The 10,679-nt window shown below is 72.1% G+C and carries 11 protein-coding genes, 2 pseudogenes and 1 CRISPR repeat array; of the genes and pseudogenes, 4 read left to right on the top strand and 9 right to left on the bottom strand.

What is annotated here, in order from left to right:
* Positions 1-317, top strand: a pseudogene (locus KPF22_RS30700) (hypothetical protein); the annotation flags it as partial.
* A gap of 458 nt (positions 318-775) precedes the next feature.
* On the opposite strand, the gene KPF22_RS30695 reads toward KPF22_RS30700, so the two are convergent.
* Positions 776-2,116 (bottom strand): hypothetical protein, encoded by a 1,341-nt coding sequence (locus KPF22_RS30695; protein ID WP_224404012.1) that lies wholly within the window; start codon positions 2,114-2,116, stop codon positions 776-778.
* Positions 2,116-2,301 (bottom strand): hypothetical protein, encoded by a 186-nt coding sequence (locus KPF22_RS30690; protein ID WP_224404011.1) that lies wholly within the window; start codon positions 2,299-2,301, stop codon positions 2,116-2,118. The genes KPF22_RS30695 and KPF22_RS30690 overlap by 1 nt, the downstream gene beginning before the upstream one ends.
* A 99-nt stretch (positions 2,302-2,400) precedes the next feature.
* On the opposite strand from KPF22_RS30690, the gene KPF22_RS30685 reads away from it, so the two are divergent.
* Positions 2,401-2,775 carry an SdpI family protein gene (locus KPF22_RS30685; protein WP_224404010.1) on the top strand — a complete coding sequence of 125 codons (375 nt, stop codon included), beginning with the start codon at positions 2,401-2,403 and terminating at the stop codon, positions 2,773-2,775.
* 5 nt (positions 2,776-2,780) lie between these two features.
* Here KPF22_RS30685 and KPF22_RS30680 read toward each other — a convergent pair whose 3' ends face one another.
* Genes KPF22_RS30680 through KPF22_RS30670 form a run of 3 tightly spaced genes read right to left on the bottom strand, consistent with a single transcriptional unit; the run spans position 2,781 to position 4,168 of the window.
* Positions 2,781-2,996, bottom strand: coding sequence for a hypothetical protein (locus tag KPF22_RS30680; protein ID WP_224404009.1), 216 nt, complete (start codon positions 2,994-2,996; stop codon positions 2,781-2,783).
* Entirely contained in the window at positions 2,993-3,406 is a 414-nt protein-coding gene (locus tag KPF22_RS30675; protein WP_224404008.1) for a DUF732 domain-containing protein, read from the bottom strand. The genes KPF22_RS30680 and KPF22_RS30675 overlap by 4 nt, the downstream gene beginning before the upstream one ends.
* A gap of 9 nt (positions 3,407-3,415) precedes the next feature.
* Positions 3,416-4,168, bottom strand: coding sequence for a hypothetical protein (locus tag KPF22_RS30670; RefSeq protein WP_224404007.1), 753 nt, complete (start codon positions 4,166-4,168; stop codon positions 3,416-3,418).
* A gap of 182 nt (positions 4,169-4,350) precedes the next feature.
* Here KPF22_RS30670 and KPF22_RS30665 point away from each other — a divergent pair, with 182 nt between their 5' ends.
* Entirely contained in the window at positions 4,351-4,611 is a 261-nt protein-coding gene (locus tag KPF22_RS30665) for a hypothetical protein (RefSeq protein ID WP_224404006.1), read from the top strand.
* Positions 4,612-4,859: 248 nt separating this feature from the next.
* On the opposite strand, the pseudogene KPF22_RS30660 reads toward KPF22_RS30665, so the two are convergent.
* The 4 genes and pseudogenes from KPF22_RS30660 to KPF22_RS30645 all read right to left on the bottom strand — a co-directional run.
* Positions 4,860-5,186 (bottom strand): annotated as a pseudogene (locus tag KPF22_RS30660) (Lsr2 family protein); the annotation flags it as partial.
* 460 nt (positions 5,187-5,646) lie between these two features.
* The gene (locus KPF22_RS30655) at positions 5,647-6,264 is read right to left on the bottom strand and encodes a Fic family protein (RefSeq protein ID WP_224404005.1); all 618 of its coding nucleotides are present in this window, start codon (positions 6,262-6,264) and stop codon (positions 5,647-5,649) included.
* Complete coding sequence (locus KPF22_RS33475) at positions 6,261-6,578, bottom strand: type II toxin-antitoxin system Phd/YefM family antitoxin (protein ID WP_224404004.1); 318 nt, start codon at positions 6,576-6,578, stop codon at positions 6,261-6,263. Before KPF22_RS33475 ends, KPF22_RS30655 begins: the two co-directional genes overlap by 4 nt.
* Before the next feature lie 209 nt (positions 6,579-6,787).
* Positions 6,788-7,861: a hypothetical protein gene (locus KPF22_RS30645; protein ID WP_224404003.1), complete on the bottom strand. Its 1,074-nt coding sequence runs from the start codon at positions 7,859-7,861 to the stop codon at positions 6,788-6,790.
* A 217-nt stretch (positions 7,862-8,078) separates the two neighbouring features.
* Positions 8,079-9,449: a CRISPR direct-repeat array (repeat unit 29 nt; unit sequence GGGACCACCCCCGCGGGCGCGGGGACGAC).
* A gap of 148 nt (positions 9,450-9,597) precedes the next feature.
* On the opposite strand from KPF22_RS30645, the gene KPF22_RS30635 reads away from it, so the two are divergent.
* A partial coding sequence (locus KPF22_RS30635) for a CRISPR-associated endonuclease Cas3'' (protein ID WP_224404168.1) occupies positions 9,598-10,679 on the top strand: 1,082 nt, incomplete at its 3' end.

The raw sequence follows: 10,679 nt of genomic DNA, 5'->3' as shown, positions 1-10,679 counted from the left end.
CGGGTGGCTGCCTGCTCATCGGGGTGCAGATCACCGACACTCCCGGGGCTGAGGGCTGGATCCCCTACGACCACAAGGCCTCCCCGGCGTTCCTGTGGAGCCTCGACGCGCTCACCGCACGACTGCGAGGACACGGCTTCACCGAGCTCGCCCGTATGCGCATCGCCGCCCCGCCCCGGGTAAGCCCCCAGCCGGCTACCTCCTGGCACGCCACGACGACAACCTGCCCGAAGCGACGTGACCAGGATCGACCCGTTCTGAGCCGTCAGGTCGGGCCGGGTCAGTCGGCGTCGCGCGGACGAACAGTACGGCGTTGAGTTCGTCAAGCAGGTCGTCGTCGACCGGGAAGTAGCCGGGGTGGTTTGTCGCTCGTGCTGCGCGTCCGTGCGCAGGTCGCGCAGCGCATGCCCGGCGACGAGCTGGCGATCCGGCGGGCGCGCGGCGAGCAAAGCCTCCGCTGGCGGCGACCAGGGCGCGGAGCCCGTCGGCGGCGCGGCAGGACCAGCACGCGACGGCGACCGGGCACGGGGCGGTGCTCATGACGGCACGGTGTCGGGGCACAGCCGTGCGTTGGCGTGGTGCATCAGGGTGATCGTGTCGAAGTCGTCGAGGCCGCCCCACCTGGACCTGAGCTGGTCGATCAGCCGACGGAGCTGGTCGTGGTCGGCTCGACGCTGCCCGTCTTCGGCGTCGTTGGACGGGCGTGGTCGGCTGCGGTGTAGTCGGGCGAGGCTCGGTCGTCGCCGGCGGCGGGATGGTCGGCTCGGGGCTGCCCTCATCGATCGGCCGCGGAACCGTCGGCGCGACGGGCGGCGGGCTGGTCGAGGGGGCGGGCGGGGTCACGGGCGGCGGGGGCGTGCTCGGCGGCACGGTCGGCGGGGGCGTCACCGGTGCCGGCGCGGTCCCTGTCTGGGTGCACAGGTACTGCTTGCTGCTGCCGAGCTGCGTGCAGGTCAGCACGATGCTGCCGGTGTTCGGCCGGGTGCCGGGCACGGTCGGCGGGGCGGGTAGGGCGATCGTCGGCATGGGCGGGATCGTGGGTCGCGGCGGCTGACTGGCCTGCGCTTCCTGGCAGGCGGTGAGGAGCGCGACGGCGGCGAGGACGCCGGCGATGCCGGCGGCCCGGCGGGCGCGGGCGGGGAGCTGGTGCATGACTTTGACGACGTGCGGCGGCCCGGCCGGTTCGCGACCGAACGGCGCAATCCGGGCGAACGGCGCGGCCGGCCGTCAGTAGCGCCGGCGACCAAGCGCCGCCACCGTCCACGGTGGTGTCGGGCACCAGGCGGGCATCGGCGGTCATGATGAGCTGCGTCTGGTCGGCCAGGGCGGCGGTGTACTCGGCGGGTGTCGTCGGCTGGTCCGGGTCGTCGGCGTGAGCCCGGTCGTCGGCCATCACGCGGAGCTCGGCGACGCAGGTTCGGCAGATCAGATCGTCGGGCGGCGCGGCGCGACGGAGGCGTCCGCCGGCCTGGCCGCCGCACACCGAGCATGTGAGGGCGGCGGCGAACGGCGCCGGCCCGTCGTCGGTCAGCTCGTCGAACAGCGGCAAGGTGTCGTCACCGCCACCGCCGATCAGCTCGTGGATCCTGTCGGTGCAGTTGTCGCAGGTCAGCGCCACCATGGCGCCCGGGCGTGCGCCGAGGGAGCCAGCGGCGGGGGCGAGGCAGAAGGCGCACTGGGCGACGGTGACCGGGTCGACGACGGTGCGGGGGCGGGCGGCCCCGGTGACGGCGGTCGCGGACTTGATCTCGACGCCGTCGGGCACGAACTCCTTCACCGACTGCAGCCCGGCGAGGCTGTTCGCCCCGACCAGGACGGTGGAGAACTCGTAGAGGTCGACGGCCTTGATGTGGCGGACACCGCCGCGGTTCTGCGCCCCGCCCTCGGGGACGCGGTAGCCGATGGAGAACGCCTGCTGCTCGCCGAACCCGCGGGCGACGGCGGCAGCCTCACGGCAGTCGCGGGTGTTCAGGAACTTCCCGCGGACCAGCAGCGCGCCGGCCTGCTGCGGCCATGGCTTCCCGTCGGGGGTGCGGGTGGGGAGGCGGCGGTCGCCGGGGCGCAGCTCGACGACCTCGTGGGCGCGGGCTATCGGCCGGGTCCAGTCATGGGCCATTACGCCTTCGGAGTACGGCGCGCGAGGCTCGCCCCGAAGGCGCCGACCTCGATGAGGTCTGACACGTCATCGACGACGTTCGTGACCGCCACGACCGCGGTGAACTCGCCGGTGCTGCTGTCGAGGTCGGTGAGTGCGCCGGTCGGGGCGGTCGTCTCGGGCCGGGCGGGGATCGCGGTCGTCATGCGGTCCAGGGTCGCGACCTGCGCCGGCGGCGGCACCGAGGCGCGCCGGCCGGTCCGGGTACGGGCAGAGTGGGGCCGACGATCCTGGGGAGGGGCGCTGTGTCGACCGGCTTCGTGTTCAACGTCCTGGGGCTGCTGCTGGTGTCGGTTCTCTCGCACTACATCGGACGTCGTGGGCGTGCCGGCACGCTGAAGATGGGCAGGACCCCGGGGATCAAGACTGAGGCCACCGTCGCGTCGGACGAGGCGTGGCGGGTCGGTCACCAGGCGGCTGCCCCGTGGATGCTCGCGGCAGCCGGCGCCGGCTACGTGCTGGTGGGTGTGTGCATCGCCTATCCGATCGCGGCGCCGTCGGCGGGGTGGCCGACCGGCATCGTGACGGCGGCTGTGGGGGCCGGCTCGATCCTGGTCGTTCTCGTCGTCGGAGTCCTCGGCATGGTCCGGGCGAACCGGGCGGCGCGCGCTGTCGGCTGAGGCGGCTACGCCCGGTCTGGTCCGGCGTGCTCGCGGTGCTCGCGGGCCAGGCGCAGCGCGGCGTCGCCGGTGATACGCAGGCGGACTCCGCCGCCGGCGCACCGCGGGCAGGCGGTCCAGCAGAGCGGCCCGGCGGGGCTAGCGGCGACCAGGGCGCGGAGGCCGTCGGTGGCGCGGCAGGACCAGCACGCGACGGCGACCGGGCACGGGGCGGTGCTCATGACGGCACGGTGTCGGGGCACAGCCGTGCGTTGGCGTGGTGCATCAGGGTGATCGTGTCGAAGTCGTCGAGGCCGCCCCATCGGGACTTGAGCTGGTCGATCTGCTGGGCCTCGTGCAGGCCGTCGGTGTTCATGTCGCAGACGGCGAGGCCGATCTGCAGGAGGGCGTCGTCGGTCCAGATCCCGCGCCCGTAGAGGTCGGTGCCGGCGTTCTGGGTGAAGGCGGCCACCTGCAGCGGGTCGGGGTTGTCGGCGCCGGCCGGCGCGACGAGCAGCATCGTCAGGACGGTGATGGTGGCGGTGACGACCGTGGCGAGCACGGCGGTGAGCAGGACCCACGGCCAGACGCGACGGGCGGGCGGCGCCCACTGCTGGAACTGGTGCTGCGGGTAGGGCGGCTGCGGGTTCATCGTCTGGGCTCAGCTCTGCTCGGTGTAGACGTGCTGGCGGTCGTCGGAGCCGTAGATGTCCAGGCTGGCGAACTGGCCCTGGGGGATGTTGAAGGTCTGGACGCCGCGGTAGGTCTTGCCGGGCTGGGTGCTGTAGCCCTCGGGCAGTTCCTCGCCACAGGAGGGGGCGATGATGCCGGCGTTGTCGTGGGTGATGCCGCCGGTGTCGGTCCACTGGGTGCGCATGAAGATGTGGTCCTGGCCGGGCACGTACAGGTCCGAGGTCTTCAGGGTGATGTCCATGCGCAGGTAGCCCTCGCACCAGTCGACGCCGTTGACGGTCCAGGTGGCGGTGTCCTGGCCGCCGTAGTTCAGGACGTTCGGCGCGCCGATCGCGATCGGGGACGGCGCGACCGGGGCGATCGCGGTCTCGGCGGCCGGGTCCGTGCCGGTGCCGGGCAGGGGCGCGAAGGCATTGCTGGTGTCGGTGCCGAGGACGTCGCAGTAGCCGCGGGTGATTTCCACAAAGCTGGCGTACTGGGGGGTGGCGTCGGACTCCGCGGTGTTGACGGTGTCCAGCGCCCCGGGGATGGAGCACATCATGCGGCCGGTGCCGATGATCTGCTGGTCGGAGGCGCCGGAGTTCTCCTGCTCGCTCATGGCGTCGCGGATCTCGCCGACGTAGCCATCGGTGGTGTGGGGGGTGGAGCAGGCGACGCCGGCTCCGGCGGCGAGGGTGACGCCGACGACAAGGCTGGCGAGGGTGCGGGTGAGGGTGTTCATGGCGCCTCCCGACGAGTTGACGAGGTGGTGTCGCCGAGCATGTCGATAGGCCAGATGCCGCGTTAACGGCAACTGAGTGGAGTCATCTGTTCTGAGTAGTTGGCGGGGTCTAGTTGGCCGGGATGCCCGGCGTGTGCTCGTGATCGAGCCCTGGTGGTTCCGAGCGACTCATCGACGGTTACGTGGCCGGTGATCTGAGCCGCGGCCCGGACAGAACCATCACCCGGGTCTCGCATTCCACCCTGGTCGACGGGAAGACCCGGATGGAGCTGCGGTTCGTCGTCGCTGACGAGAACGGCATCTCCGACTTCGCCGAGATCGAGATCCTCAGCCTGTGGCCGGAGCAGGCCTACCGCGACGCGTTGGCCGACGCCGGATGCTCGGTGCGCTACGTACCGGGCGGGCCGACCGGGCGCGGCCTGTTCGTAGGTGTGCGGAGCTGACGCCCTGGGAGCCCTCGGACAAGCCCGGGATGCTCGCGAGCACGGGCCCGCGGAGCCGTAGCGGTGCAGCGTGCTGGATGAGCGAGAGCCACGCGGAAGCAGACCGCTCCACGGTGTTGCGTCTCATCGGCCAAGTGCCGTCGACGTAGACCTGTGCGGGACTATCCGCTGAACTGGGCGGGCTGTGGCCGCGTCGTCGGCGCGGCCTTCTCCGGCGCGGACAGTGAGTTGCTCGAGTCGTGGTCGCGGTAGGCCTCGACGACCTCGGCAGGAATACGACCCCGTTCGGAGACGGCGTATCCGTTCTCTCGCGCCCACACACGCACCGCTTGGTTGTGGCGCCGAGCCTCGGTCGAGCCCGCCCCCGCGGCAGTCTCGCGACGGCGTACGCGCCGGCTGCCTCCTGCGGTTCGCGCGGCGGAAACGAACGGGGCGAGCTTGTCCCGGAGCGTCGCTGCGTTGGCCATATTGAGGTCGATCTCGAACTGCTTCCCGTCGAGGGCGAAAGCGATGGTCTCATCAGCGGCCGCGCCGTCGAGGTCATCGATCAGCTGTACCGTTTCAACTCGCGCCACTGTGTCACCCTCTACCGTATTGATACTTGCCGCCAAGGGTAGTGCATGCTCTACGGGAGACATGCCTTCCCCCGGATTAGCGATACTGCGGGCCAGCGTTGTCGTGATGGCCCGGGCGGTGGCGCTTCCCGGATGATAGGCGAGGTAGGTGGCCAGGATCCGCAGGGCGGTAAGTGCCTCGTTCTCCCGCTCGACCCACTCGCTCCGGCGGGCGCCGCATGCGTTGCGGAACGCTAATTGAAGCTCACGGGACAGGGCGGTTCCTGCCACGATGACGGGGTCTGACATCACGGTCCTCTCGCACAGCACCGGGGATAAGGCTCAGTGTGCGGCAGGGGGCCGACAATTCTGTACGCACCAAGTCAGGCGCGGTGGACAAACTGACAGGAACGCGTTGTCAACTCGGCATAAGTGGCACGGCCCCTCGAGAGTCGGACCGAGGTCGAGGCGGAGGCGCTGCTCAGCTGTCGGTGGATGCCGGCCGTGACTGGGGTGGCTGACGGAGTGGCCTGATGAGGCGGGCGAGCATGGTGTGCAGGGCGGTGGTGTCACCGGCCAGCGAGAGCGCAGACGCGCGGTTGTTCTCGGCGGGGTCCATCGCGGTCCAGCGCAGCTCGTAGCCGGCGTCGTGGGCGAGCTGGGCCAGGAACGCCCGCTGGGTGCGCCCGTTGCCCTCCCGGAACGGGTGCAGGGCGTTGATGTCGCCCAGCAGCTCGGCCAGGCCGGTGACGAAGCCGTCGAGGTCACGCCCGCGCAGCACCTGCTCGGAGTGGAGGCGGTCAAAGATGTCGGCGGCGAAGGTCTCGAGGTGCTGAGGGAGGCAGAACAGCTGTCCCTTGCCGATGGACACGGTGCGCAGCTGACCGGCCCAGTCGTAGAGGTCGCTGAAGATGTGGTGGTGGAAGTCCTGCAGGTGGTCCAGGTCGTAACGTCCGGGCAGCGGCGCCTGGCGCAGCTCGATCAGGCGTAGCGCGGTGAGCTCGGCCTCGGCCTGGGCGAGTTCTCCCGGATCGGTGATCCCCAGCCGGTTCCGCAGAACGCCGGTGGCGAGGTCGAGGTAGGGGTCCGGGCCGGTCAACGGCGGTAGCGGGCCAGGACACGCTCACGAGCCTCGCCGGTGCTCAACGAGCCGGCAGCGACACCGTCGAGCAACGCCAGACCCTCCGCGCTCGGCTCCAGGCCCTCGGCGCGGACCGAGGCGAGTGCCTCGTCGACATCGGCGCGGCGCTGCGCGGCCCCAATGAGCTGTTCGTAGCGCGCCACCGACATCACCACCGCCTCGGGCTTGCGATGAGCACCGACGAACACCGGCTCGGCCTCGGGCTCCTGCACCCGCTTCAACGTCGCCGCCAACGCCGTACGGAACTCACGAAATGACAACACCTCGGGCACCCACACACCGCCCAGCGTACCCGGACGCGTACACACTCGAGTACGCGACGCGGACTTGTTGAGGCCAGTGCAAGGCACACCTGCTTCGTCGCGGTCGCAGAAACATCCGCGTCACGACGTGGTGGACGCGATCCGGCGCGGCCGCACCGTCGGGGTCCCGCGCACTGTGCCCTACGCCGATCTGGACTCCGGCCGTGTAAGCGCATCGATCAGCAGGTCGGCAGATCAAGCATCAGAGAAGCCACCGACAGGTAGAACGGTGCGGGCACCGGCGGGCGACGCAGCCGGGCGACCCGCCCGAGCATCAGGCGGGGCCACCGCGGGGCGTCCCGGACGCCCGTCAGCAGCACCGTGACGCAATCGGGGGCGGCAGGATCGAACGCGAGCCCCGGTCCGTAGGTTCCGCGGGCCATCCAGACGGGAGTACCCGGCGCGTCGGTGTCGAGGAACCGCCTCGGTCGCGACCAGTCCGCGCGCTCGGCGCTGGGACGCGCCGCCGTGCTCCACCAGAGGCCCTGCGGCGGGAAACCGCCCGTGTCGTGCAGGTCGGACCCTCGTGCCAGCAGCATCACCCACCCGTCGCCGCGCGGCGCGATCGCGATGTCGAAGAAGCCCTCGTCCGGCCCGGCGAACACACGCGGCGGTGTCCAACCGGTCAGGCCGTCCTCGCTCTCGACGCATTGAAGCTCGTAGTCGGGGTGCTCGCCGGGACCGATCTCGTGCGGGTTGGCCTGGTACCACATCCGGTAGCGACCCCCGGAATGAACGACGCGCGGTTCGAGCACGCTCCACCTCGGGGCGCTGCCCTCCAGCACCGGCGCTCCGCGCCGCTGCCACTGGCCGTCGACGTGCTCCAACACGCCGATCGCGTACCTGCTCCCGGGCCCGTAGAGCTTGGCGTTCGCCCGGCCCGAGTAATAGATCCGAGCGCCGTTGCCCGCAGCCGGCGGGACGTAGCTCGGGGTGTGCATGCCGGCAGCGTCCCAACTGCCCTTCGGCGGGTCGGCGGCCAGCGGTCGGGCCCGGCCCCGAGGGTCGCGGTCGAGCCGCCATGGACCGCCGGGGCCGGTCGCCTCGTCGACCAGGTGCGCGCGGAACAGGCGGTTGCGGAACGTGGTGGTGAAGCCGCCGACGAACAGGGTCCACCGGTCCTCGACGAGGTGGACGTTCGGGTCACCGACACCGAGAAGCCCTCGCGGCATCGGACCGTCAAGCATGTCCCACAGCACAATCGGCGTGGGGCTGCCCTGGGAGCGCCACAGGTCGGGCTGGTCGGCGTTCATGGGTGCGACCTCCTGGCTGGAGACGCGCGATAGCGCGCTGACTCCCCTGCGGATCAGGTAGGTCGGTCTCCAGAAGCTACCGCGGTGTCCGGTTCGGCAGCAACCGGCTCACACGATGCCTACGTTCCACGCCAGCCTGGACGACGCCGTCGATGGGACGTCGCGGCCGGCGGCCTGATCGCGACCGAGGCCGGCGCTGTGCGCACACTCCTGCGCACGGGACCACCACCGCGGGCGCGGGGACGACTCCGTCTGCGCCTGCTGCGCCGCCTGCAGGGCGGGACCACCACCGCGGGCGCGGGGACGACCTCACCCGGCGACCGCCGAGCTCGACCTGGAGGGACCACCCCCGCGGGCGCGGGGACGACTGGTCGGTCGGGTTCGACAGGTCCAGGGTGACGGGACCACCCCCGCGGGCGCGGGGACGACGGCGGCGACCACATCGCCCGCTACGTCGCGCGGGGGCCACCCCCGCGGGCGCAGGGACGACCACCACGATCGAGCCGAGCGGGGTGCGCATGACGGGACCACCCCCGCGGGCGCGGGGACGACTCCGCGTGGGGGCCACCGATCCTGTCGATCGTGGGACCACCCCCGCGGGCGCGGGGATGACGCGATGGCCTCGACCAGGCGCGGACGGACCTCGGGACCACCCCCGCGGGCGCGGGGACGACGGCACCACCACGACGTGGCCCTGGTAGACCCCGGGACCACCCCCCGCGGGCGCGGGGACGACAACGCCGCGGCGCCGGCCCGGCAGACGTTCGTGGGACCACCCCCGCGGGCGCGGGGACGACCTCCCGCCCAGGTGAAGACCGACCTCGCACTGGGGACCACCCCCGCGGGCGCGGGGACGACAACGCGTCACGCACCGGGACCGGGTCGGTCCAGGGACCACCCCCGCGGACGCGGGGACGACCGAGTAGCGCTCGAGCTTCACCAACAGCCCCGGGGACCACCCCCGCGGGCGCGGGGACGACCTGGTCACCGGGCAGTGCTCGTTCGGCGCGACGGGACCACCCCCGCGGGCGCGGGGACGACTCGTCCACGGCGTCGTCGATCTACGCGGTCAAGGGACCACCCCCGCGGGCGCGGGGACGACCCCGCGTTCCAGGCCGAGCGCGGCGGCATCCAGGGACCACCCCCGCGGGCGCGGGGACGACTGCGTCAACAGATGCGCCAACGTGTCCAGCCGGGGACCACCCCCGCGGGCGCGGGGACGACGAGGACGGCGGTCTGCCCGGCGGCGAGGGTCCGGGACCACCCCCGCGGGCGCGGGGACGACAACGTCTGATGGCGGGCGAGGCTGTTGGCCGGGGGACCACCCCCGCGGGCGCGGGGACGACGCACCCACCCCCGCACCTCCGAGCGCGCAGAAGGGACCACCCCCGCGGGCGCGGGGACGACGACAGGTGTTCCGCGGACAGCTCTGCCGCCACGGGACCACCCCCGCGGGCGCGGGGACGACTTGGCCAGCTACCGCTTAGCGCAACACCCCTAGGGACCACCCCCGCGGGCGCGGGGACGACCCCGGGGCCGGGACGGAGCTGCGGACGTCGTGGACCACCCCCGCGGGCGCGGGGACGACACTCTCTGACCAGCGACTTTATACCTCCCGGCACCCGATCCCATTCGACTTGGCGCTCGCCACCACCCGGACGCAGCCGACCGTAAGTAACGCAACGCCCATTCAGTACGACTCCGCCGGTACCGCAGTGACGAGGAGTAAGTGTGTGGTGACCGCAGTCGACCCTTGGCTGTCCTCCTGGGGGAAGTCGATCACCGATGAGAACGACCGTACGACCGTGGTTGAGTGGCTGCCCCTGCACGTCCACCTCGCCGATGCTGCGGCCGTCGCCGATCTCCTGGTTCACCGGTGGGTCTCGCCCCTGGTCCTCGACCGCATCGCGGCCGATCTCGACGGCGACCACTCCGACGTCGCAATCCTCGTCCGCTGGCTCGCCGCCGTGCACGACATCGGCAAGATCAGTCCCGCGTTCGCCGCCCAGGTCCCGTCGCTGACGCCGCTCATGACGCGGCACGGCCTCGTCGTCCGGAACGGGATAGGCGTGCACCCTCAACGGGCGATCGTCCGTCATGAGCGCGTCGGGGAGGTGACGATCGGCGACTGGCTGCCCGAGGCGCTCGGCTTCGACCCGACGACCGCGGCCCAGCTCGCGTCGATCGTCGGCGCTCACCACGGCGTCCCACCGACCCGCAACGTCCTCAACGAGGTGCGTGGCCGGCCGGTGCTGCGTGGCGTCGGCCCGTGGGAGGACGCCCGCCGCGCAGCTCTGCGCTGGGCCGTTGGGCTGGTCGGCGAGGACGCGCTGCGCCGGTTCGCGACGGCGCGGCTGTCACGGCCCGTGCAGGTGCTGTGCGCGGGCATCGTGATCATGGCCGACTGGATCGCGTCGAACGCCGACCTGTTCACCCTCCAGCCGGCCGACACGATCAGCGACGACCCGTCCCCGCCCGACGCCGACCGGTCGGTCCGGCGCGCAGCCCTGGCCTGGTCGGAACTCGACTTGCCCCGCGGCTGGGACGCACACGCCGTCACAGATCCGGCGACGATGTTCGCGCGGCGGTTCGGTCGCCCGGCCGGATCCGCACGCCCGTCGCAGGTCGCCGCCGTTGAAGCGGCCCTGGACCAGCCGACACCGGGACTCGTGATCGTCGAGGCACCGATGGGCGAGGGTAAGACCGAGGCCGCATTGCTCGCCGCGGAGGCCCTGGCCGCCCGCACGGGAGCCGACGGCTGCTTCGTCGGGCTGCCGACCCGGGCGACGTCGGACGCGATGTTCAGCCGTGTCCTGCG

Source organism: Pseudonocardia sp. ICBG1034 (assembly GCF_020131375.1).
Classification (GTDB): domain Bacteria; phylum Actinomycetota; class Actinomycetes; order Mycobacteriales; family Pseudonocardiaceae; genus Pseudonocardia; species Pseudonocardia alni.
This window is presented reverse-complemented; position numbering and strand designations above follow the sequence as displayed.

Bases quoted from the DNA above. Each gene is read 5' to 3' on its own strand.
- KPF22_RS30690 (WP_224404011.1), bottom strand. From the start codon at position 2,301: ATGACGACCGCGATCCCCGCCCGGCCCGAGACGACCGCCCCGACCGGC.
- KPF22_RS30680 (WP_224404009.1), bottom strand. From the start codon at position 2,996: ATGAGCACCGCCCCGTGCCCGGTCGCCGTCGCGTGCTGGTCCTGCCGC.
- KPF22_RS30695 (WP_224404012.1), bottom strand. From the start codon at position 2,116: ATGGCCCATGACTGGACCCGGCCGATAGCCCGCGCCCACGAGGTCGTC.
- KPF22_RS30675 (WP_224404008.1), bottom strand. From the start codon at position 3,406: ATGAACCCGCAGCCGCCCTACCCGCAGCACCAGTTCCAGCAGTGGGCG.
- KPF22_RS30645 (WP_224404003.1), bottom strand. From the start codon at position 7,861: ATGAACGCCGACCAGCCCGACCTGTGGCGCTCCCAGGGCAGCCCCACG.
- KPF22_RS30670 (WP_224404007.1), bottom strand. From the start codon at position 4,168: ATGAACACCCTCACCCGCACCCTCGCCAGCCTTGTCGTCGGCGTCACC.